A 22915-nucleotide genomic window follows, 5' to 3' on the forward strand; every position below is an offset into this window, starting at 1 on the left:
TTCTTGGCGAGACTCTTGTCTGCCCCAGCCTCGTTGCAATACAGGAGGACGCGCGACCATTTGGTGAAGTTGTCCCTTGCCTCGCGCTTGATGTATGCCACGGCCTCCGCTGAATCTCTGGCGGACAGACCTTGGACTTGAGCGCTGACCAGGTGCACCGTAGCGGAGCAAGCCAGGACGAAACAAGGGATCGCGCCCTGCGGAAAGCCATCAAATCCTCCCTAGTGAGCAAACGCAGCTGACCATCAACCATCGAGAGATCCTGTGGTGGCGCCTACGAAGCGCGCTCGTGCACCATTTAGCCCATCGGCGCGGACCGAGGCGTCAGGCCCACCGCAGCAATTGCTTGCTAGGCGGTTCCCCCAGCAGAGGGCTTCCTGCTCGTGCCATGCCCTCCAGCGAAGCCTCCTCAGCCGCTTCTTCTACGCTGGGTCTGCTGGGCCACGCCGAATGGCACGTGAGCGCATGGTACAAGGTGACTTGCTCTTCCACATGCCGGAGCTGATCGTCGAAAAAGATGTGCGGGCGAAAGATTCCGGAGGATGCGAGCCTTCTCGATACCTCCGAGAAAGAACACTTCGTCGACCTCGATCCCCCAGGCACGTAGGGTAGTAACGACGCGCTCATGGGCAGGTGCGTTTCGTGCCGTCATAATTGCGACGCGCACTCGCGGTTGATAGAGAGGGTTCTTGACCACGCGCTGTCGTTCCTTGGCTTGCAGACTCGCAAGTTCACGGAACAACTTGCCGAGTGGCCCTACCGGCATCGGCACCGAGGCCGCCTTGGCTTCAGAGTCCAGAAATGCCTTCAAACCATCACCGGTTAAACACGGTCTCAGCCGAGTCATCAGCCAGATCCCGTCGAAGTCGAAGGCAAATCTAAGCTCCGGATCCGACAGGTCGTCAACCAAGTCAGTTGAAACACTTGGCCGGCCGGCGCTCCTCATAACAGCGCTCCGCACATCGACGTTGTTGGCTGACAAGAATAGCGACGCGTTAAACGCATCGAGATACGAAACGGCGGCCTACCATTCGTGAATGCCGCACGTGTGATCGCAAGCCCATGGTGCTGAATGGACTTAAAGACACGAAGTCCTGTATCCGGATCATTGCGTGAAAGGAGCACCAACTTCGACCGGTTGATCGTCTTCAGTCTTCCCATTCAAGCTCAGGAACCGACGGATCAACGGAATGCGACCCCTGGGGAAGCGGATTTGACTCGTTGCCGCGCTGGTGCTTACGGTAGACTTTCAAGTCCCTGCTCTCGAAAAAGACACTTATCTGACTCCCCCAGATCGAAGAGAGCACTTGAGGCAACCGCGATACAAGCTTTTCTCGATCGGAAATGACAACCTTTCTCCTCGTCCGTCAGCCAAACGTCTTTCCAACCCCGCCCCCGTGCGACCCAATCCCTCACGAACGGTACCCCCGGCAGGCTAGGACCGGTAGCTGGTGGCGGTTTCCTCCCCAGTTCGCTCAGTGCGCCAGAGTGTATCCGCCAAACCCGAAGCGGCGCCTCCTCCCTGCCCCGCCACGCCGGTTCAGACGCTGAACACCAGCAAATTCGGACGCATCGGCTGCAGTGGCTCCTGTTTGGTGTGGGCGAGGAGAGGCCATCGCCGATCGGCCCCCGACCACGCAAAAAGGCGCAAAGATCACCCTCGATCCCCGCGCCCCGCCGCTACCCCACCCCGCACGCACTCACCCCCTAATGCGGCTCCCTCACCGCCCTGACCCGCCGCGGATGCACCCGCTCGATCAGCTCGTGCACCGCCCTGCCCCGGTGCGAGATCTTCCCCTTCGCCTCCCGCGTCGCCTGGCCAAAGCTCATCCCCAGGTCATCACTCCAGAAGAGCGGATCGTACCCGAACCCCCCATCGCCCTCGGGAGCACGCAGGATCCGCCCCTCGGTGACCCCGGCCACCACCAGCGACGCCCCCTCCGCCGGCTCGGCCCACGGCCACTCCGCACCCGCCGGCCGGTGCAGCACCAGGACACACCGATACCGCGCCGACCGCGCCGCGTCCGGCACATCCCTGAGCGCCGTCAGCAGCGCCGCGTTGTTCGCCGCCGTCACCAGATGATCAGGGCCATCCATCCCCGCAAAGCGCTTGGAGTAGACCCCCGGCCCACCCTCAAGCGCATCGACCTCCAGCCCGCTGTCATCGGCCAACGTCACCACCCCGCTCCGCGCCGCAAACCACTCGGCCTTGAGCGCCGCGTTCTCCGCAAAGGTGTGCGCCACCTCCAGCACGTCCTCGTCCGGATGCTCCGCCAACCCGCACTGATCCGGTGACCTGACATCCACCCCCAACGGCCCCAGCAGCCCCCGGAACTCGGCCACCTTCCCCACGTTCCGAGAGGCCACCAGGAGGACCGTCACAGGCCGAGCGCCGTCCGCTGCAGCGCGAAGAGCTCGTTCATGCCGCCCTGCGCCAGGTCCAGCAACCGGTCCAGCGCCGCCCGATCAAAGGTCCCGTGCTCGCCCGTCCCCTGCACCTCGACAAAGTCATGCGGCGCCAGCATCACCACATTGGCATCCACCTCGGCGTCACGATCTTCCAGGTACGCCAGGTCGAGCCGCTGCTCGCCATCGACCGTGCCGACCGACACCGCCGCCACCAACCGCCCGAACGGCGACGGCTGACCCGTCTTCTCCGACAGCCAGGTGCAGGCATCGTGCAGCGCCACGCACGCGCCGGTGATCGAGGCGCAACGCGTGCCACCATCGGCGGTGAGGACGTCGCAGTCGACCTTGATGGTGTACTCGCCAAAGGCGAAGGTGCCCATCGCCGCGCGCAGCGACCGGCCAATCAAGCGCTGGATTTCATGCGTCCGCCCACCGGGGCCGTTCCGCTCGCGCGAGGTCCGCTCCGCCGTGGCGCGCGGCAACATGGAATACTCGGCCGTGACCCACCCCTGCCCGCTCCCCTTCTTGAACGGCGGGACACCCGTCTCGACGGAGGCGGTGCAATGCACCAGCGTCCCCCCCATCCGCACCAGGCAGGAGCCCTCGGCGTACGGGTTGGCGCGGCGCTCAAGAACGGTGGGACGAAGCTGGTTGGGCTGACGACCATCAGGGCGTGACACGAAGGCGCTCCACAAGGCGGGTAGTCGAACGATCCGGCAACAACGGAATGATCACGACACGACCACCGCGCGCACGCACGGTGTCCGCACCAACAACGGTATCAGGATTGTAGTCGCCACCCTTCACCAGCACGTCGGGCTGCAGGGCGGCGATCAGCTGCGCGGGGGTGTCCTCGTCAAAGAGGACCACACAATCGACACAGGCGAGCGCGGCCAGCACGCGGGCGCGGTCGGCGGCGGAGACGATGGGCCGTTCACTCCCCTTGTCGAGCCGGCGCACTGAGGCATCGGTGTTCACGCCGACGATGAGCGCATCGCCCAACGCGCGCGCCGACTCGAGGACGTGAATGTGGCCGGCATGGAGGAGGTCGAAGACGCCGTTGGTGAAGACCACCTGCCCCGTGGTGCCCTGGCGCCAGCGTGCGGCGTCGCCCTGGGAGCGCAGCTTCGGGGCGGTGTCGACAGGCGAGGTCAGGGTTCGCCCCCGACGATCTTCGGCGCGAACTTGTAGACCTTCTCGCCATACAGCGGCAGCGTCACGCGCTCGGTGTACTTGACCGAGATGACCACGCCGCCCGGCGGATCGAGGCGCGTCACGGTGATCTTCCGTGCCTCGGGCGGGAGGCCCAGGGTGTCGGCCACGGCACGGAGGCGGGTGAGGATCTGCGCATCGGTGAGCGTCGTGCTGAAGCGCGCCGCGGAGGTCATCTCGTCGCGGAACTGCTCGTAGCGGAACCACGGCCTGCCGAGGGTGATGCCGACGTAGACCGCCGTGCCGATCACCAGCAGCGTGACCAGACACCCCAGGCTGCTGCCACCCCGACGTCCGGCTACCACCGGGACTGCGCCTTGTCGACGATCGCGTTCACCAGGAACTCCAGCGCCTTCTTGCGGCCGTCGGCCTCGCGGCCCGGTTCGTAGTCGCCCCGCGCGCTGAGGCTGCGTTCCTGGAAGATCATGCGCCCGTCCTTGTTGGCGACCATTTCGATCGCGATGGTGACGGAGAGCTGCCGCCGAGTGACCTGGACACTGCCGCCGGTGCCACTGCCTGCGAAGGAGGTGGGCTCGTCCGGCTCGTAACTGATGATGCGGCCGCGGACCACGAGGTCGGCCTTCGCCTCGGTGGCCGCGCGGAGTCCGAGGCGCCGTTCGACGGCCTCGCGCACCGCGAGGTTCACCTGCTGACCCAGCGTCGCGTCCGACGTTTCGTTGTCGAAGGGGAGGACGGCGACGGTCTTGATATCGGCCGGCAGGCCGCCGCCGGCGAAGCCGAAGGCGCAACCGGTGCCGAGGAGGAGCAGCCCGAGGAGGCTAGAGCGAATCGCGCGGTGCATCCCACATCTCCGCCGAAAACGACCCCGGCTTCGTCACCCGCGTGAAGGTCAGATCGAGTCGCGCTGGCCCACTGGGGACGTCCAGTCGCGACTTGAGGAGCACGCCATCCGGGCCAAAGGTGGTGGTCACGATCCCGATCCGCTTCCCCGCCTGCCGCACCTCGGCCATCAACCGCAGGCCGTCGCGACTGCGCAGATAGTCCACAGTATCGGCGCCACTGATGTAGCGCCAAGCGGTGACCTTCTCGTCCTGCCGGCCACGGAGCTCGACCGCACCGGCAGGAGGACGCGCCCTGCCGAGCATGGCCCAGAGGAGCGGGTAGCTCGGTACCAGCTTGTCGACCTGATCCTTGGGCTGGACCCACTGCGCCGAGTCGCCGATGACGACCGCCGCGCCGCGGCCAGCGCCGAGGGGGCCGCGGAAGTCGAAGCGGAGGGAATCGGCGCCGGCCACCGAGGCGCTCCCCTGCCCCTTGGCGGCGGCGGAGCGCTTGTCGGTGAAGACGAAGCGGAAGCGGATCTCCTGGTTGCCCCCGGGCTGCGTCTCGGCGGCCCAGCGGCGCGCCTCCGCGTCCGAGAGGGCAGCAAGACCGGACGGCGCGATGGCGCCGGGGGTACCACCACAGGCGGCCAGCAGGAGCAGCGGGAGGAGGCGGAGTCGTTGCATTGCCCCCAAGTTCGCCCCGGAGCGGGAGGGACTCAACCCTCCCTCATCGGTGGATGCTGCGGATCACGTCGCCCTGGGTGACCCGGAGGAGGGCGGCGTAGCTCCCCGCCACCCGGCCGAAGATGGTGTAGCGCCCGTCCAGGTGCGGCTGCGGCGAGACATTGATGAACCACTGGCTCCCCCCGGTCTCGGGACCGGAGAGGGCCATCCCCGCCATCGGGACGTCGTAGCGGCGGCGGTTGAACTCGTCGCGAATGGCCCAACCCGGCCCCCCGCTCCCGGTGCCGCTCCGATCGCCGTCCTGGATGACGAAGTTCGGGACGACCCGATGCCACCGGTTGCCGTCGAACCAGCGGCGGTCCACCAGGCGGAGGAAGTTGGCGACCGTGAGCGGTGCCTCGCGCCCGAGCAGCTCGAGGTCGATGGTGCCGCGACCGTCGAGCTCCACCGTCACGTGCGGGTTCTCCTTGGCGAGCACCAGCGTGCGGACGATCACCCGGTAGTCCTCGAGGCCACGCCCGGTGACGACCGGCAGCGCCGGGCCCCAGCGTTCGGCAAGCGCCGGCCAGCTGCGCGCCGCGTCGCGCCGCAGCAGCATTTCGGCCGGCGGCGTGAAGAAGTCGCGGCGGCTCGGGTCACCGAGTTGCTGCAGGACATCGGGGACGCGGCGCGCGAGTCCCGACATGGCGGCAAGCACAGCCTGTTGCGCATCGCGTTCGACGTCGGCGGCACCGAGCCGCCAGGCCGCCAGGAGGAGGTCGAGATCTTCGACGCGTGCGTTGGCGCCGAGGACGCCGGCAGCGGTGGCACGCACCTCGGGCGCGGCACTCCGGAGACGCTCGCGGGCCGCGGCGACGACGGTGGAGTCGCTGCGCGGGCGCGCGCTGCGCCACGCACCCAGCGCCGCGGCCTGCACCCGCGCATCGGCATCCTGCAGGCCGGCCTGGAAGACGGCGTTGCCGGTGCTGCTGATGCTGCCCCATCCCTCGTAGGCGGCCATCCGCTCGCGGACGTCCTGCGAGGCCTGCCAGACGGCGGCGCGCTTGGCGAAGCGGGCGGTGTCGGCGCGGGCGAGCGCCGAGAAGGCGACGCGACGCATCGCCCAGGTGGCGCCCTGCTTGTCGAAGAGGCCGTCGAGCGCGGCCATCGCCGCTTCGCCGCGCAACTCGCCGAGCGCGGTGGTGGCCTGCACGCGGACATTGAAGTCGGCATCGGTGAGGAGGCGGAGGACGCCGGTCACTTCGGCGGAGTCGCGCCAGGAGCCGAGCGCCTGCAGCGCGCTGATCTTGACGCCGGGCGAGGCGTCCTGGAGGGCGCGGCGCAGTTCGCCGAGCACGGCAGCCGCGGGGAGCCCGGCGCTGTCGGCGTAGGCCTTCGTGTAGGAACGGACCGCGGCCTCGCGAACCAGCGCCATCTTGTCCCGCGCCGAGCGGAGCAGGCCGTTACCGGCCGTCGGGGCCTTGAGCCGCGCGATGGTGTAGCTGGCGCGCCAGCGGAGGTCGTCGTTCTGGTCGTTCAGGAACGGGAGCATCGCCGCGACGGGCGCCTGCGCGCCGAGCTTCCACGATTCGAGCAGCGCGACGGGCAGCAGGAGGTCGCGTCGGGCGGCCGAGACCGAGGTGCGGCCCCCGATGATCTCGGTGAGCATCGCGATGGCGGCGCTACCGCCGGAGCGGGCCAACGCGGCGGAGGCCTCACCGGCCGCGGCCGCATCGAGGGAGTCGGGTTGACGAATGCGGGCGATGATCGCCGCGGCGTTGTTGCTGTCGGCCAGCAGGCCGAGGGCAAAGAAGGCGTCGGCGATGACGTTCTGATCGCGATCGCCGAGCGCCTCGACGATGAGCGGCGCGCCACGCTTGTCGCCGATGCGGCCAACCGCCACCACCGCGGTGCGGCGCACCAGCGGGTCCGGATGGCCGATGGCGCGCGCCATCGCGGTGAGGTCGAGCTGCCGGCGATCCTCGGCCATCAACAACGGGGCGAGCGCCTCGACCAGCGCGGGGTCCTGGGCGGTGAGCGGCGCCGCGAGCAGCACGAGGCCGACGGCGGCGTGGAGGAAGGGGAGAGTCGCATCAGAGGCGCACCGGGTCAGGAATGGGTTGCAGCCGTTCGGCGATGCCCTCAGGGAGGCGGCCGAAGGCGAAGGTGTCGTCCATCACCAGCATGGCGGTGCTGCCGGTCGCCAGGAGCTCGCCGGTCTCGTCGTGTTCGACGGCGTAGCCGAAGGTGACGCGCCGGGAGGCCCGCTCGCGCACCCAGGTGCGCACCCGGATCGGGTCGTCATAGCGCGCCGCGCGGCGGTAGCGGATGGTGAGCTCACCGACCATCAGGCGGAAGCCGAGGGTCTCGAGGTCGCGGTACGAGAGCCCGGTCTGGCGGAGGTGCTCGGTGCGCGCGACGTCCCACCAGACCAGATACCGGGCGTGATAGACCACGCCCATCTGGTCGGTCTCGGAGTAATCGACCCGGCGGCGGATGGTGGTGATTCCGGCGCCATCGGTTGCAACGGTCGGCTGCATCGTCCACCTTTCGCGCCGTGACAGCGCACCGTGTGGTTGTGGTCGGGGATGCCCACCTTGGGGCGGCGCCCGTGGGAGACGAGGAGGCGATGCTCGCCTTCCTCGACGCCGTCCCGTCGCTGGGTGACGCGTTGCTCGTCACCGGCGACCTCTTCGACTTCTGGTTCACCTGGCGCCGAGTGATCCCGCGGCAGGCGATCCGCACCACCGCCGCCCTGGTCCATCTGGCCCGACGCTTCCCGGTGATGATGGTCGGCGGCAATCACGACCGCTGGGGCAGCACCTTCTGGGACCAGGAAGCGGGGCTCCGCTTTGACGCCCATCGGCTCGAATGCGATGTGGCCGGCCAGCGCGTCCTGATGGTCCACGGCGACGGGATGCATCAGGAGCACTTCCGCGCCAACGTGCTCAACCGGCTGATCAATTCGCCGACCATCATCCGTGCCGTCGCGACGCTGCCGGCCTCGCTCACCTTCTGGGCCGCCGACCGGTTGCAGCACAACCCGGCCTATGCCGCCGCCCATCCGGAAATCAGCGATGCGGCGATGGGACGCCAGCGGGTGATCGCCGAGGGGTTCCTCACAGCGGACCCGGGACTCGGCGCCGTGGTGATGGGCCACACCCATCGTGCAGCCGCCGTGGAGATGATGCCGGGGCGCTGGTACCTGAATCCGGGCGCGTGGCTCGATGGACACGCCTACGGCATCCTCGATGCCGACGGCGCCACGCTGCACCACTTCAGCTAGTCCGCTCGCTCCCCAGTGCCGCCAGCTCGATCGTCTCGAGCGGTTCCCCCACAAAGATCGATCCCACCCTCGCAAAGCGCGCCACGTCGTCGGTCGCGGCCCAGCGATGGTGCACCGGCGTGCCGGCCGGCGCCTCGAGCCCCTGCGCACGCAGCACGGTGGCCAGTTCACGCGCCGTCTCCTGCGCACTGTCGATCCGGACGACGTCGGGGCCGAGCACCTCGCCGATCAGGCCGCTGAGCATGGGGTAGTGCGTGCAGCCGAGGACGATGGTGTCGACGCCGGCCGCACGCAGGGGCGCGAGGTACTCCTCGGCGACCAGCCGAGTGGCGGGATGCTCGAACCACCCCTCCTCGACCAACGGCACGAAGAGCGGGCACGCCTGCTCCACCACGGCCAGCTCGGGACGGATGCGATGCAGCGCCCGACGATACGCCCCGGAGAGGATGGTGCCGGCGGTGCCGATGACGCCCACGGTGCCGCCGCGACTCGCTGCTGCGGCCGCGCGCGCGCCGGGTTCGATCACACCGATGACCGGCACGGTGGCCACGGCGCGGAGTTCATCGAGCGCATGGGCGGTGGCGGTGTTGCAGGCGACGACGACCGCCTTCACCTGGTGTTCCTCGAGCCAGGTGAGGATCTCGCGCGCATAGCGGCGGACCGTCTCCGGCGACTTCGATCCGTAGGGGACGCGCGCGGTGTCGCCGAGGTAGAGCGTCGATTCGTTCGGGAGCAGCGCGTGAATGGCGCGCACGACGGTGAGGCCGCCGATGCCGGAATCGAAGACGCCGATCGGTGCGGTGTTCATCGCGGGATCGGCAGGGTGACGCCGAGGCCACGACGACCGCCGGGGAGGATGCGCGCCTGCAACTCGCCGGGGAAGTCGTAGAGGTTGGCCGAGACGTAGGCTTCCATCCCGGCGAAGAGGTGGTTCACCGCGATCAGGAAGAGCCAGTCGCCGCGCTCGGCGCGCTTCTGCTCCAGTCGCTCCGAGCCGGTGCGGTCGAGGTAGCGCATCTCGTGATTGGCCTTCAGCGCCATCGCGACCGCCACCCCTTCGAAGGCGACGAACAACCCACCGCTCAACTTCCGATCGAGTGCTGCCTGGCCCCACCCCGGGACGAGCAGTGACCGCGCGAAGTAGCCGAGCGGTGAGGGGCGCGGGCGGATCGGCAGCGAATCGGGACGCGCCTGCGCGGCGAGCGGCGCCGCACTCAGCAGCGACACCGCGAGCAGGGCGTGCCCGGCGCGCACCAGCAGGCGCTGGATCAGGCGACCGCCACGAGTTCGATCTCGACGCGGACATCGCGCGGGAGGCCGGCGGCGGCGACGGTGCTGCGCGCCGGGCGATGGTCGCCAAAGTGCGCCGCGTAGACGGCATTCATCGGGGCGAACTCGGCCATGTCGCGGAGGAAGACGGTGGTCTTGACCACGTTCTTGAACGACATGCCGGCCGCGGCGAGGACGGCACCGAGGTTCTTGAAGACCTGCTCGGTCTGCTCGGTCACGCCGCCGGCGACGATTTCCATCGACACGGGGTCGAGGGCGATCTGCCCCGCGGTGTAGAGCATCCCGTTGACGAGGATGGCCTGGGAGTAGGGGCCGATGGCGGCGGGGGCGTCGGGAGTGGCGATAATCTGCATCAGGATGCTCGAGGTAAGGTTGGTCTTAGGGAAACGATGATCGATGATCGATGGTCGATGATCGATAGTCAGGTGTCGATGATCGATGATCGATGGCGGCTTTATCGATCATCGATCATCGATCATCGATCATCGGCGGTTGATCATCGATCATCGATCATCGATCACTCTGTTCGTGGGCCAGAACAACCGCGTTGCATTGGCCGTGGTGTCCGCAGCGATCTCTTCAAACGTTGTGCCGCGGACCTCGGCGAGGGTGTGTGCGACCGCTGGCACGTAGCTCGGCTCGTTGCGCTTGCCGCGGTGTGGCACGGGCGCCAGGTACGGCGCGTCGGTCTCGATCAGCAGGCGGTCCGCCGCCACGGCCCGCATGGCGTCCTGCTGGTCCCACGACTTGAAGGTCACCATGCCGCTGAAGGAAAAGTACCACCCCGCCTCGAGCCCGGCGTCCCGCAGGACGGGGCCGCTGGAGAAGGAGTGGAGGACCACGGTGGCGTCGGCCTGGTTGCGGAGGATGGCGACGACATCGGCATCGGCCTCGCGGGCGTGGATGACGACGGGCATCCCTGCGGCCGTGGCCAGCGCGAGCTGTTCGGCGAAGACGTCCTGCTGCACGCTGTGCGGGGCGTGGTCGTAGTGGTAGTCGAGCCCCATCTCGCCGGCGGCGCGGACCAGGGGGTGCTGCCACGCGGCCTGGAGGCGACGCCTGAGGTCGGGGGTCCAGTGGGAGGCGTCGTGGGGGTGGCAGCCGGTGGCGACCACCAACCCGGGATGCCGAACCGCCCAGCCGAGGGTGTCCTCGAGCTGGGCGGTCACGGATTCAATCACCATGGCACGGGAGACGCCGGCGGCGCCCATCCGCTCCACCACCGCGTCGCGGTCGGCCGCGAAGGCCGGGTCCGCGAGGTGGCAGTGGGTGTCCACCAGCATCAGGGTCAGACCTGGGGAACCGTGCTGCGGACTGCCTTGGGCTTGACCTTGACGCCGCGGCCGTCGACGCCGGGCCACTTCTGCTCGATCATGCGCAGGACCGGCGCCGCGATCCAGATCGACGAGAAGGTGCCGGTGAAGACGCCGAAGAACATCACCAGCGCGAACGGCCGGATGACCTCGCCGGCGAAGATCGTCAGCGCGAGCAGCGTCGACAGCGTGGTGACGTGGGTCAGGATCGAGCGCGGCAGCGTCTCGTTGATCGAGAGGTTGAGCACCTCGACCAGCTGCGAGCGCCGGAACTTGTGCAGGTTCTCGCGGACGCGGTCGAAGATGATGATCGTGTCGTTCAGCGAGTAGCCGACCATCGACAGCACGGCGGCGACGACGACGAGCGAGAGCTCGATCCGGGCCACCGCGATGAAGCAGATGGTGAGGATGATGTCGTGGGCGGTGGCGAGGACGGCCGCCAACCCGAAGCGCCACTCGAAGCGGTAGGCCAGGTAGGCCAGCACGCCGAGGAAGGAGAGCATGATCGCCATGAGCGCCTGCGTCTTGAGCTCGGCGCCGACCTTCGGCGAGACCGCCTCACCGCTGCCCGGCGTGAAGCCACCGGCGCCGACGACCTGCTCGATCGCGGCGTTGACGGCCTTCGTGGTGGCCTGGGTGTCGTCGGTCTTGGAGCCTTCGACCGCGGTCCGGGCGCGGACGGCGTACTCGTTGTCGCCCCCGAAGCGCTGGATCTCGGCGCCCTTCAGGCCAGCGGCGTCGAGGCCGGCGCGCAGCTTCTCGACGTCGACCGGCGCCGTGGTCTTGAACTGCACCAGGGTGCCGCCGGTGAATTCGATCGACTGGTGGATGCCGAGCCCGAGCAGCGCCGCGAGCCCGATCACGAACAGCACGGCAGTCACGAGATAGGCCTGCCGGCGGTGCGCGATGAAGTCGTACTTGGCGTGTGCAAAGAAGCGAATCATGGTCAGATGCTCAGCGTGGTGGCGTGGGGCTTCCGGTCGAGCCAGACGAGGAAGAACGTCTTGGTGACGAAGATCGCGGTGATCATCGAGGCGATGATGCCCATGATCAGCGTGACCGCGAAGCCCTTGACCGGGCCGGTACCGAACTGGAAGAGGAACGCGGCGGTCAGGACGGTCGAGACGTTCGAGTCGATGATGGCGGGCATCGCGTGCCGGAAGCCTTCCTCGACCGCGACGCGGACGGTCCGCCCGGCGATCAGTTCCTCTCGAATCCGCTCGAAGATCAGCACGTTCGCGTCGACGGCGATGCCGACCGAGAGCACGATGCCGGCGAGGCCGGGCAGCGTGAGGGTGGCGTCGATCATCGAGAGCGAGGCCAGCGTGAACAGGATGTAGAGCGACAGCGCCAGCACGGCGAGCGCTCCGGACATCCGGTAGTAGCCCACCATGATGATGATCACGAAGAGGGTGCCGACCAGGCCGGCGACGATGCCGCCCCGGACCGAGTCCTCACCGAGCGAGGCGCCGACGGTGCGCTCCTCGACGATCTTCAGCGTGAACGGCAGCGCGCCGGCCTTCAGCGTCAGCGCGAGGTCCTGCGCCTCCGCGATGGTGCGGCCCGACAGCTCGATCTGGCCGCGACGGTCGATGCGGCTGTTGATGACCGGCGGTGCGCCCTGGACCTTGCCGTCGAGGACGATCGCCATGAAGTCGCCGATGTGCCGGCTGGTCTCCTGGCCGAAGCGCCGCCCACCCGCGCGGTCGAGGTCGAAGACCACGATCGGCTTGTTGGAGCTCGGGTCGATCTGCGGCGTCGCGTTGACCAGCGAGGTGCCGGTGAGGATCGGCTTGGTCTCCAGCGCGTACAACGCACGCATCGGTTCGAGCCCGCCAGTCGCCGACTGATCCCACTTCAGCTCGATGCCACGCGGGAGGACGCGCTGCACCTCGGGGAGGCGGAGCAGCGAGTCGACGCGAGCCACCGAGGCTTCCGGGACCAGATAGGTCCCCGGTGCCGAGGCGCCAGCTGATGCACCCGAGATGATCAAGGCCTGGAGGATCGGGCCGCCGGCCTTGACCGTGTCGGCCGCCGCCGCCGCGCCGCTGTCCGCCTTTACGCCGCTGTCGGCCGTGAGCTTGGTGCCTGAATCGCCGGCGAGCAGCGCGTCGATCCCCTTGGCCGCCGCCGGGGCGCCCGCGGCCGGCTTGACGCCGAGCTGGGCGAGGACCCGATCCATGGCGGGGAGGGCGGCGTCGAGCGCGCCCGTCTTGTCCGTCATGCGGAATTCGAGGAAGGCGTTCTGCTGGACGATGCCCTTGGCCCGTTCCGGATCCTTGATGCCGGCGAGCTCGACGACGATCCGCGAGGAGCCGACCTTCTGGATCACCGGCTCGGTCACGCCGAACTCGTCGATGCGCTTGCGCAGCACGGTCAGCGCCAGGTCGATGTCCTTGGAGACATCGGCCGAGACCTGCGTCGACTGGTCGAGCTCGAGGCCAAGGTGCATCCCGCCCTGGAGGTCCAGGCCGCGCTTCAACGGGACGCGCTTGACCTGCACGTCCTGCATCGCGCCGGTGGCGCTGCGCTCGCGCACGGTGACGGTGCGCGGGATGAGGGCGATGATCGAGCCGATGACGAGCACGGCGATCAGGATCATGCGATTGCGAATGGTTGCGAACATCGTCACTCGGACGCCCGTAGGGGCGCTTCAAGGTCCGGGTGCGCCACGGCCAGCATGGTCCGGGCGCGGTGCGAATCCACCTCCAATTGCTGCCGGAGGCTCGCCACCGAATCGAATCGGCGGATGTCACGAAGCGGCGCGACCCACTGGACGCTGACGCTTCGATCGTACAGGACCCCCTCAAAGCCGAAGAGGTGGGCCTCCAGGAGTCGGCGGCCGTCGTCGAACGTCGGCCGATGCCCCTGGTTCATCATGCCACCGAACCGACCGGCGGCGGTTTCCACCACCACCGCGTAGACACCGTCGGGTGGCAGCAACTTCCGTCGTGCGATCGCGAGGTTGCAGGTCGGAAAGCCGATCTGACGTCCCCGCCCTTCCCCGCGTTTCACCACTGCTTCGAGCGAATACGACCGGCCGAGCATCCTGGCCGCGCCGTCGAGGTCGCCGCCGGTCACTGCGCGGCGGATCGCCGTGCTCGAGACCGGGAGCCCATCGGCGAGCAGCACCGGCGGCACGACATCCACCGGAAAGCCCCGCGACGCGCCCAACGCCTGCAGCGTCGCCACATCGCCCTGCCGTCCTCGGCCGAAGCCGTGGTCGTGCCCGATCACCAACTCGCGCAGGTCACAGCGCGGCAGCAACACCTGATCGACAAACGCCGCCGGATCGAGGGCCGCCATGGCCCGGTCGAACCGCAGGGTCATCACCCGATCGATCCCGCTGGTGGCGAGGGCGGCGAGCCGTTCGGTCGTCGTGGTCAGCAGCGCCGGGGCAGCATCCGGATTCACCACCTCGAGCGGATGCGGCTCGAAGGTCACCAGCATGCTGCGCCGCCCACTGCTCACCGCACGACGACGGATCTCCGCCAGGACCGCGTGGTGTCCCCGGTGCACGCCATCGAAGGTGCCGACGGTCACCACGCTCCCGTTCATGCCGCAGGCTCCAGCACGACCTCGGGCTGCCACCGTCCATTCACCGCCCCGGCCACCGCGAGCAGCCGGCCGTCCTCGGCGAGCAGCGCCGCGTGCCCCTCCTGCGCGTCCTGCTGCGGCACCGATCGACCGAAGCCGACATCCCGCACCGCCGCCGCATCGAGCCGGACCTGCGGCAGCATCGCCACCATCTCGGCCGGGGTCCGCAGCGCCGCCAGCGAGATCTCGTCCGGCGTCACGGCATCGGCGACCGAAAAGGGGCCGATCGAGGTCCGTCGCAACGTGGCGCAATGGGCCGGCAGTCCGACGCGGCTGCCCAGGTCCCTCGCCAGCGCCCGGATGTAGGTCCCGCGGCCCACCGTCGCGTGCATCATCAGTGTCGGCGGCGTCCACTCCCCGAGCTGCAGGCGATGCACCATGACATCCACCGGTGCGAGGTCGACCGTTTCCCCAGCGCGCGCCAGCACGTACGCGCGGGTCCCACCCACATGTTTCGCCGAATAGGCCGGCGGCCGTTGCGACTGCACCCCTTCGAGTGACGCCGCCGCCTGCTCCAGCGCCTCGCGCGTCGGCCAGGCGTCGGGCTCGACCGTCATGGTCGGCGTGCCGGCGGAGTCGTCGGTGTCGGTGGCGATCCCGAAACGGACGGTGGCCTCGTACCCCTTCTCACCGGCTTCGACGAAGCGCGCGAGTCGGGTGGCCCGTCCGATCAGCACCACGAGCAGCCCGGTGGCGAAGGGATCGAGCGTGCCGGCGTGGCCGACACTGCGCGTTCCCAACTGTCGCCGTACCGCCGCCACGACATCGTGCGAGGTCCAGCCCACCGGCTTGTCAATGAGCATCCCCCCGATCAGGAGGCCTCCTCCTCGCGCTTCAGGCCCGCCAGGAGGCGATCGATCTCCAGCGCGTGCTCGAACCCGCGATCCAGCACGAAGTGCAACTCGGGGGTGATGCGAGTGGTCAGCGCCTTCGCGACAAAGCCGCGCAGGAACCCCGCCGCCCGCTGCAACCCTTCCACGGCGGCTTCACGCTCCGCCGGTTCGCCGTGCGGCACCACCCGGACCGTCGCGTGCGACAGGTCGCGAGTGACTTCCACCGCACTGACGGTCACCATCCCCACGCGGGGATCGCGCACCTCGCCGCGCAACAGCGCCTCGGCGAGCACCGCCCGGATCGTCTCACCCACCTGCTCCGGGCGGCGCGAATTCCCCTTTCCTGCCATGGCTTAGTCCTGTGCAGCCGAGGCCGCGAGCGTGCGCTTGACCTCTTCGGTCCGGAACGCCTCGATCACGTCGCCGACCTTCACGTCGTTGAAGTTCTCGATGCCGATACCGCACTCGAGGCCTTCGCGGACTTCCTTGGCGTCGTCCTTGAACCGCTTGAGCGAGCCGAGGTTGCCGGTGTAGACCACCGAGCCGTCGCGGAGGAGCCGCACCCGCGCCGTGCGCGGAATGATGCCGCTCCGGACCATGCAGCCGGCGATGGTGCCGACGCGCGTGACCTTGAACACCTCGCGCACTTCGGCTTCGCCGAGGATGGTTTCCTTCTCTTCCGGCTTGAGCAGGCCTTCGAGCGCGTTCTTCACGTCCTCGACGGCCTCGTAGATGATCCGGTACGTCCGGATGTCCACGCCCTCGCGTTCCGCCGCCGAGCGCGCATTGGCGTCGGGACGGACGTGGAAGCCGAGGATGATCGCGCCCGAGGCCTTCGCGAGCAGCACGTCGGACTCGGAGATCTGGCCGACGCCGCGGTGGACGATGTCCACGCGCACTTCGTTGGTGCCGAGCTGGGCGAGCGAGTCGGCGAGTGCTTCCGCCGGGCCGCCCTGGTCGGCCTTGATGATGATCCGCAGCTGCGAGACGGCGCCTTCCTTCAGCGCGCGCGAGATATCCTCGAGCGTGCCACCGCGCGCCGAGCGCCGGTTCTGCGCCTCGCGTTCGAGCCGCTGCCGCTTCTGCGCGATGTCACGCGCCTCGACGGCGTCGGTCATGGCGATGAAGGTGTCACCGGCGGCCGGCACGCCCTCGAAGCCGAGGACCTGCACCGGGATCGACGGCCCGGCCGACTTCACGGCCTTGCCACGCTCGTCGTACAGCGCGCGGACACGACCCGAGTACTTGCCGCAGATGAAGTTCTCGCCGACGCGGAGGGTGCCCTTCTGGACCAGGATGGTCGCGAGGGGTCCCTTGCCGGCGTCGAGCGTCGCTTCGATGACGGTGCCGTGGGCCTTGGCATCGGCATTGGCCTTGAGCTCGAGGATTTCGGCCTGGAGGAGCAGCTGCTCCAGCAGTTCCGGAATCCCGGTGCCCTTCTTGGCCGAGATCATCGAGTGCAGGGTGGTGCCACCGAACTCTTCGAGCACCACGCTGTGCTGCAAGAGGTCCTGCTTGACCTTGCCGGGGTTCGCCGTCGGGAGGTCGATCTTGTTGATCGCGACGACGATCGGCACGCCGGCGTTCTTGGCGTGCGAGATCGCTTCGATCGTCTGCGGCATCACCTGGTCATCGGCCGCCACGACGAGCACGACGATGTCCGTCACCTGCGCGCCACGGGCACGCATCGCGGTGAAGGCCTGGTGGCCCGGGGTGTCGAGGAAGGTGATCGACTTGCCACCCATTTCGATGTGGTAGGCGCCGATGTGCTGCGTGATGCCACCGGCCTCGCCGGCGACCACGTTGGCCTTCCGGATGTAGTCGAGCAACGACGTCTTGCCGTGGTCGACGTGACCCATGATGGTGACGACCGGCGGCCGGGGCGTGAGGGTGCCCTCTTCCTCCACCTCTTCCTCGACGACCTCGGCGTGATACTCCTCTTCGCGCACGGCCTGGAAGCCGAACTCGGAGGCGATCAGTTCGATCTGGTCGAAGTCGAGCCGCTGGTTCACCGTGACCATCAGGCCGAGTTCCTTGAACGCGAACGCGACGATCTGATTGGCCGGCACCTTCATCGCCTCGGCGAGCTCGCTCACCGAGATGAATTCGTTGACGCGAATGATCGTCTTCTCGCGCTCCTTCTCCTCGGCGGCGCGCGACGCGATGATGTCGCGGTACGACGGCTCGTCGGAGCGGATCTTCCGGCGCGGCGCGGGGCCCTTCATCCCGTGCAGCGTCTTCAGGATGTTGGCTTGCACCTGATCCTGATCGACGAAGCTCTTCTTCCCCTTCTTGCCCGGCCCCTTCTTGCGGCCACCACCCGGCTGCGCGTCAGGCCCGAAGGTGCGCGGCGCGGTCGAACCGGCGTTGCCCACCTGCGTCGGGATCGCGCCACTGCCACCACCGCCCCCAGAGCCGCCACGGCCCTGCGACGGATTGCTGGACGAAAAGACCGGGCGCGGACGGCCACCAGGACCGCTCTGCCCGCCGGAGGAGTGACTGGTGCCGGGCGCCGGGCGCTGCACGCGCGGCGGAATGAACGGCTTGGCCGGACCACCCGCCGAGGTGCCGCTGGCGGCAGGCGGTGGGGTGGTCGGACGTGAAGGCTGCGGGCGCGGCGGCATCGGCGGCAGCGGCGGGCGCACGGGGGCGGCCACCGGTTCAGTCGCTGGTGCGGCATCGGCGGCCACAGGCGATGCCCCCGATTCGGCCGACTCGGCCGCGGGCGGCTCGACGACGGTCGGTTCCGGCTCCGGCGGAGCGGGCGGCAGGTCCTTGAAGAGCAGCTTGGCGCGCTCCTCGAGCGAGAGCACCGGCTTGGCCTCGGCGACCGGGACCTCGAGGACGAGCGGCTCGAGATCGAGCAGGCCACCGCGGGCGGCGACTTCCTCGGCCTCTTCGGCGGCCTTGGCCTCGGCCTCGGCGACTTCGGCGGCGGTGCGGCGACGGCGAACCGGCTTGGCATCCGCCGGCGCGGGGGCAGGCGCGGCCTCGGCCACCTTGCGACGCCCCTTCTTCGGGGCCGGCGCTTCGGCTGCCTTCCGCTTTTCCCGCTCCCAACGCACCCGCGCCGCCGCCACCTGGTCCGGCTCCAACGCCGACAAGTGACTGCGCACGAAGATGTTCATCTCGCGCAGCATCCCCATCACCTGCTCAACGGGAACGCCAAACTCCGCGGCGAGGTCGTGCACTCTGCTCTTGACCACTCCCTACCCTCCGTCAGGTCCTGTCACGGGTCGCGATTCACGGCGAGGATTCCCGCCGCCAGCGCCCGATCCTGCACTCCCACCACCATCGTTGCGGGGCGTCCCAGCCGTGCCCCGAGCGAGTCGGCATCGGGCCCCACCAGTACCGGGACGCTGATGCCTTTGGCCAACCGCACCACCTTGTCCTGCACCCGCTGCGTGGCGTCCGATGCCACCACCACCAGCAGGCACTCGCGCCGCTGCAACAGGGCGCGTGTCCCATCCACGCCAATGCTCACGCCGCCACCGCGAACTCCCAGGCCGATCAGGCCGAGGAGACGCGCCGCCGCGTCAGGCGGGAGGGGCGTCACCCTCGGGCTCGTCCTCGGTGAGATCGGTCACGAAGCGGAGCAGTTCTTCCGCCGTGCCACCGGTCATCCCGGGGATCTTCGCGATGTCCTCGGCCTCGAGGTCGATCACGTCGTTCAGCGTGGTGTAGCCGGCCTGATCGAGAATCGCGACCAGTTCGGGCGAGAGACCCTCGAGCTGCGCCAGCGGCACGCGCGTCTCCGCTTCCTCGTCGGTCGAGGCCAGGCCGAACAACGGTCCTTCGCCACCGCGCTCCAACCACTCGCGGCTCGAATAGAGGTCGATCTTCCAGCCGGTCAGTTCCGAGGCGAGCCGCACGTTCTGCCCGTTGCGACCGATCGCCAGCGAGAGCTGGTCCTCGTCGACCACGGCCTGGATGGTCTTGGTGGCCGGATCGGAGAACACCTTCGCGACGCGGGCCGGCGCGAGCGCCAACCGGGCGAAGCGTTCCGGATCGGGCGACCAGGGGACGATGTCGATGCGCTCGCCGCCGAGCTCGTTGACCACGGCCTGCACGCGCGACCCCTTGAGGCCGACGCAGGCACCCACCGGATCGATGGCGTCGTCACGCGAGATGACGGCGACCTTGGTGCGGCTGCCGACTTCGCGGGCGATGCCGCGGATTTCCACGATCTGCTGCTGGATTTCCGGGACTTCGAGCTTGAACAGCGCCTTCACGAAGAGCGGGTCGCCACGCGAGAGAATCAGCCGCGGCCCCTTCGGGGTCTCCTCGAGGCGCTTGAGCACCGCGCGGATGGTGTCGCCCTGGCTGAACTGTTCGCGATGGTTCTGCTCGCGATACGGCACGATCGCTTCGGCTTCGCGGAAGCGGTTCAGCATGATCACGAACTTGCCGCGCTCGACCTGCTGGATCTCGCCCGAGAGCAACTCGCCGACCTTGTTGGCGAATTCGTCGCGGATGCGATTGCGCTCGCCCTCGCGGACGCGCTGGATGATCCGCTGCTTGGCGGCCTGCACGGCGAGGCGACCGAAGGCCTCGAAGGGCACTTCTTCTTCGAGGACGTCGCCGACCTGGAAGTCGGGATCCTCGAACTGCGCCTCTTCGAGCGAGACCTGCGCGCTCGCGTCTTCGACCACGTCGGACACCTGGCGGAGCCGGATGACGGAGAGGGTCCCTTGCAGTTCGTCCACGTTCAGCTCGAAGCGAACGTTGGGACCGTACTTCTTCATCAGGGCCGCATGAATGCCATCACGCAACAGATCGAGCAGTTCCGAGCGATCGAGCTGCTTGCTGCTGGACAGTTCACGAAAGGCCGACAGCATCTCGGCGGACGTCGCCATCAGGGTTCTCCTGCTTCCCGGTTGCCTTGCCTGGACCAATCGTGCACGAGGGTCGCATCGCGAATCGCCTCGAGCGCGAGGGTGGCGGTCTCGCCCCCCATGTCCAGCGTCACGTGTAGTGCATCGGGTACCGCCACGATCCGCGCCGTGCGGACGCCGGATACCCCCATCGCCTTGAGGCGCACCTCGCGCCCCACGTACCGCTGCCAATGCTCGGGGAAACGGACCGGCCGTTCGATCCCCGGCGATGACACTTCCAATTCCCACTGCGGACCGACCGCGCCGGCGGCCTCGAGCGCCGCTTCCAGCGTCCGCGAGACGAGCTGACAGTCGCTGCTGGTGACGCCGTGGCCCGGGCGTCCACCACCGGGGACGTCCATGCGAATCCGGACGACTCGCCGAGACGTCGATCCGCCCACTCGCACATCCACCAACTCGAAGCCGAGTCCGGCGATCGTCTCGCGCAGCACGTCGGTCGTGAGGAGGGGTGGCGTCACCGTCGCATCCGAAGGTGGGGGTAAAGAAAAATGTCGGGGGATACCCGACACATCGCCAACTGCACGAAAGTCCCCCCAGCACCCAAAACTACCCCCTCAGGCGGGGCCCCGGCAAGGGGACGGGAGGCCCAGATAGGCCACCATCCGGCCGTCCGTGCCGCCGCTCCCCCGGTGGGAAAAGAAGGCATCCCGCTGGGCCGAGGAGCAGTGTCCGCTGGCCGTGGCCTCGCCTACCCCGAGGGCTGCGGCCTGCTCGAGGAGGACCGCCCGGAGGTCGAGGTGCCAGGGCCCCGGCCCCTCGGCCACCAGCCCCACCCCAGTCACCACCTCGGCCCCGACCTCGTAACAGGGTCCGGAGATCGCCACCCCGGCGTGCATGACCACCTCGGAGGGCGCCACCCCGGCCTCCCGACGGAGCATTTCGAGCCCGTTCGCCAGAATGCCCGCTGCGGTGCCCCGCCAGCCGGCGTGCAGGAGGGCGACGGCCCGGCGCTCGGGAGCGACCAGGTAGACCGGGACGCAGTCGGCCACCGTGACCAGCAGGGCCAGGCCCGGGGCGGTGGTGGCGTGTCCGTCCGCGCCTTCCTGGATGGTCCACCCGTCGGTGGCCGCCGCATGCCAGAGGACGCGGTTGCCGTGGACCTGATGGGCCATCACCATGGACGGGGTGTCGGTCAGGGAGGCGCGAAAGGCTCGCCAACGCCCCATGACCTCGCCGACCGGCTGGTCGGTCCAGAGGCCGAGGTCGAACGGATGGGTTGGGTCATCGCCGCGGCCGGTGATCCCGGCCACGACATCGAAGCGCTCACGCCACCCCGGGACCTCCCATCGTGGGACGTCGCCGGGGAGGCGGCGTTCGTCAGCCCTCGACACGCTCGAGGTCGGCCCCGAGGGCAATCAGGCGCTTGTCGATGTTCTCGTAGCCGCGTTCGACCTGCCCGATGTTGTGGATGTAGCTCTCGCCATCGGCGGCGAGCGCGGCCAGCACCATCGCCATCCCGGCGCGGATATCGGGCGACTCGACCTTGCCGCCGCGGAGGGCGGAGGGGCCGCTGATGACGGCGCGGTGCGGATCGCAGAGGACGATGCGCGCGCCCATCCCGATCAGCTTGTCGACGAAGAAGAGCCGCGACTCGAACATCTTCTCGTGCATGAGGATCATCCCTTCGCACTGCGTCGCGGCGACGAGGGCGATCGACATCACGTCGGCCGGGAAGGCCGGCCAGGGGCCGTCTTCGAGCTTGGGCACGTGGCCGCCGAGGTCGGGGCGCACCCGGCGCTCCTGCCCGGAGTCGACGATGAGCTGGTCGCCGACGATGCGCGGACGAATGCCGAGGCGATCGAAGCCGAGCAGCATCGAGCGGAGGTCATCGGGGCGGACCCCATCAATGGTGATCTGCCCGTCGGTGACCGCGGCGAGGCCGATGAACGAGCCGATCTCGATGTGGTCGGGGCCGATGGCGTAGGTGCAGCCACCGAGCGGCTTGCCGCCTTCGACGACGTAGGTGTTGCTGCCGATCCCCTCGATGTGGGCACCCATCGCCACGAGGACCAGGGCGGTATCCTGCACGTGCGGCTCGGAGGCGGCGTTCCGTAGCGTGGTCCGCCCCTTGGCGGCGACGGCCGCCATCAGGGCGTTCTCGGTGCCGGTGACGCTCGGCTCGTCGAGGAAGATGTCGGCCCCGATCAGCTGCTTCGCCTCGATTTCGAAACGATCGCCGACGGTCACCGACGCGCCGAGCCGCTCGAGCGCGAGGAAGTGGGTGTCCACGCGACGGCGTCCGATGACGTCTCCCCCCGGCGGGGGCAGGGTCACCTTGCCGAATCGGGCGAGCAACGGCCCCGCGAGCAGGATCGAGGCGCGAATCCGGGTGCAGAGGACGGGATCGAGCGGCTTGGGCTTGACGCCCCGCGTATCGACGGTGACATCGTTGGGACCGGTCCATTCGACGGAGGCGCCGAGGTCGGCGATCAGTTCGAGGAGGGTCTCGACGTCCCGGATGCGCGGGATGTTCTGGAGATGGACCGGACCGTCCGCCAGCAGCGTGGCGGCGATGACGGGCAGGGCGGCGTTCTTGTTGCCAGCAGGGCGAATCGTCCCGGCCAAGGGACGTCCACCGCGAACCACAAATCGAGGGGCCATGCGGAAAGCTCGTCGGGAAGACGGGAGCACC

General features: G+C 68.8%; 23 protein-coding genes and 1 pseudogene. 1 reads left to right on the plus strand and 23 read right to left on the minus strand.

Going from position 1 to position 22915, the window contains the following annotated elements; all coding sequences use genetic code 11:
• Positions 1–409: 409 nt before the first annotated feature.
• The 8 genes and pseudogenes from IPP98_08485 to IPP98_08520 form a co-directional block, all read right to left on the minus strand.
• A pseudogene (locus IPP98_08485) lies at positions 410–1323 on the minus strand (5'-nucleotidase).
• A gap of 384 nt (positions 1324–1707) precedes the next feature.
• Positions 1708–2382 carry a non-canonical purine NTP pyrophosphatase gene (locus IPP98_08490; protein ID MBL0179145.1) on the minus strand — a complete coding sequence of 225 codons (675 nt, stop codon included), beginning with the start codon at positions 2380–2382 and terminating at the stop codon, positions 1708–1710.
• The gene (gene rph / locus IPP98_08495) at positions 2379–3089 is read right to left on the minus strand and encodes a ribonuclease PH (GenBank protein MBL0179146.1); all 711 of its coding nucleotides are present in this window, start codon (positions 3087–3089) and stop codon (positions 2379–2381) included. The genes IPP98_08490 and rph overlap by 4 nt, the downstream gene beginning before the upstream one ends.
• Positions 3076–3891 (minus strand): D-glycero-beta-D-manno-heptose 1-phosphate adenylyltransferase, encoded by an 816-nt coding sequence (gene rfaE2, locus IPP98_08500; protein ID MBL0179147.1) that lies wholly within the window; start codon positions 3889–3891, stop codon positions 3076–3078. Before rfaE2 ends, rph begins: the two co-directional genes overlap by 14 nt.
• A gap of 28 nt (positions 3892–3919) precedes the next feature.
• A complete protein-coding gene (locus tag IPP98_08505; GenBank protein ID MBL0179148.1) occupies positions 3920–4423 on the minus strand; it encodes a hypothetical protein in 504 nt (167 codons plus the stop codon).
• Complete coding sequence (locus tag IPP98_08510) at positions 4401–5090, minus strand: hypothetical protein (protein ID MBL0179149.1); 690 nt, start codon at positions 5088–5090, stop codon at positions 4401–4403. Before IPP98_08510 ends, IPP98_08505 begins: the two co-directional genes overlap by 23 nt.
• A gap of 43 nt (positions 5091–5133) precedes the next feature.
• Entirely contained in the window at positions 5134–7125 is a 1992-nt protein-coding gene (locus IPP98_08515; protein MBL0179150.1) for a peptidylprolyl isomerase, read from the minus strand.
• A 37-nt stretch (positions 7126–7162) separates the two neighbouring features.
• On the minus strand, positions 7163–7609 hold the full coding sequence (locus IPP98_08520) for an acyl-CoA thioesterase (GenBank protein MBL0179151.1): 447 nt from the start codon (positions 7607–7609) through the stop codon (positions 7163–7165).
• 17 nt (positions 7610–7626) lie between these two features.
• Here IPP98_08520 and IPP98_08525 point away from each other — a divergent pair, with 17 nt between their 5' ends.
• On the plus strand, positions 7627–8355 hold the full coding sequence (locus tag IPP98_08525; GenBank protein MBL0179152.1) for a metallophosphoesterase: 729 nt from the start codon (positions 7627–7629) through the stop codon (positions 8353–8355).
• Here IPP98_08525 and IPP98_08530 read toward each other — a convergent pair.
• The 15 genes from IPP98_08530 to murA form a co-directional block, all read right to left on the minus strand.
• Positions 8348–9163, minus strand: coding sequence for a glutamate racemase (locus IPP98_08530; GenBank protein MBL0179153.1), 816 nt, complete (start codon positions 9161–9163; stop codon positions 8348–8350). The two genes, IPP98_08525 and IPP98_08530, sit on opposite strands and share 8 nt — an antisense overlap.
• Positions 9160–9609: a hypothetical protein gene (locus IPP98_08535; protein ID MBL0179154.1), complete on the minus strand. Its 450-nt coding sequence runs from the start codon at positions 9607–9609 to the stop codon at positions 9160–9162. The genes IPP98_08530 and IPP98_08535 overlap by 4 nt, the downstream gene beginning before the upstream one ends.
• Positions 9610–9623: 14 nt before the next feature.
• A complete protein-coding gene (locus tag IPP98_08540; GenBank protein ID MBL0179155.1) occupies positions 9624–9998 on the minus strand; it encodes a RidA family protein in 375 nt (124 codons plus the stop codon).
• A 150-nt stretch (positions 9999–10148) separates the two neighbouring features.
• On the minus strand, positions 10149–10928 hold the full coding sequence (locus IPP98_08545) for a TatD family hydrolase (GenBank protein ID MBL0179156.1): 780 nt from the start codon (positions 10926–10928) through the stop codon (positions 10149–10151).
• A gap of 5 nt (positions 10929–10933) precedes the next feature.
• Positions 10934–11902: a protein translocase subunit SecF gene (gene secF / locus IPP98_08550; protein MBL0179157.1), complete on the minus strand. Its 969-nt coding sequence runs from the start codon at positions 11900–11902 to the stop codon at positions 10934–10936.
• Positions 11903–11904: 2 nt separating this feature from the next.
• The gene (gene secD / locus IPP98_08555; GenBank protein MBL0179158.1) at positions 11905–13584 is read right to left on the minus strand and encodes a protein translocase subunit SecD; all 1680 of its coding nucleotides are present in this window, start codon (positions 13582–13584) and stop codon (positions 11905–11907) included.
• A gap of 2 nt (positions 13585–13586) precedes the next feature.
• On the minus strand, positions 13587–14516 hold the full coding sequence (locus tag IPP98_08560; GenBank protein ID MBL0179159.1) for a bifunctional riboflavin kinase/FAD synthetase: 930 nt from the start codon (positions 14514–14516) through the stop codon (positions 13587–13589).
• Positions 14513–15358, minus strand: a complete 846-nt coding sequence (truB, locus tag IPP98_08565) for a tRNA pseudouridine(55) synthase TruB (protein ID MBL0179160.1) — start codon at positions 15356–15358, stop codon at positions 14513–14515. Before truB ends, IPP98_08560 begins: the two co-directional genes overlap by 4 nt.
• An 8-nt stretch (positions 15359–15366) precedes the next feature.
• The gene (gene rbfA / locus IPP98_08570; protein ID MBL0179161.1) at positions 15367–15738 is read right to left on the minus strand and encodes a 30S ribosome-binding factor RbfA; all 372 of its coding nucleotides are present in this window, start codon (positions 15736–15738) and stop codon (positions 15367–15369) included.
• A gap of 3 nt (positions 15739–15741) precedes the next feature.
• Positions 15742–18594 carry a translation initiation factor IF-2 gene (gene infB, locus IPP98_08575; GenBank protein ID MBL0179162.1) on the minus strand — a complete coding sequence of 951 codons (2853 nt, stop codon included), beginning with the start codon at positions 18592–18594 and terminating at the stop codon, positions 15742–15744.
• A 23-nt stretch (positions 18595–18617) separates the two neighbouring features.
• Entirely contained in the window at positions 18618–18944 is a 327-nt protein-coding gene (locus IPP98_08580) for a ribosomal L7Ae/L30e/S12e/Gadd45 family protein (protein ID MBL0179163.1), read from the minus strand.
• Positions 18925–20244, minus strand: coding sequence for a transcription termination factor NusA (gene nusA, locus IPP98_08585; protein MBL0179164.1), 1320 nt, complete (start codon positions 20242–20244; stop codon positions 18925–18927). The genes IPP98_08580 and nusA overlap by 20 nt, the downstream gene beginning before the upstream one ends.
• Entirely contained in the window at positions 20244–20741 is a 498-nt protein-coding gene (locus IPP98_08590; protein ID MBL0179165.1) for a hypothetical protein, read from the minus strand. Before IPP98_08590 ends, nusA begins: the two co-directional genes overlap by 1 nt.
• Positions 20742–20837: 96 nt before the next feature.
• Entirely contained in the window at positions 20838–21614 is a 777-nt protein-coding gene (locus IPP98_08595; protein ID MBL0179166.1) for a polyphenol oxidase family protein, read from the minus strand.
• Positions 21601–22884 carry a UDP-N-acetylglucosamine 1-carboxyvinyltransferase gene (gene murA / locus IPP98_08600; protein ID MBL0179167.1) on the minus strand — a complete coding sequence of 428 codons (1284 nt, stop codon included), beginning with the start codon at positions 22882–22884 and terminating at the stop codon, positions 21601–21603. The genes IPP98_08595 and murA overlap by 14 nt, the downstream gene beginning before the upstream one ends.
• Positions 22885–22915 lie beyond the last annotated feature (31 nt).

The organism is Gemmatimonadota bacterium, from assembly GCA_016720805.1.
Lineage (GTDB): Bacteria > Gemmatimonadota > Gemmatimonadetes > Gemmatimonadales > GWC2-71-9 > Palsa-1233.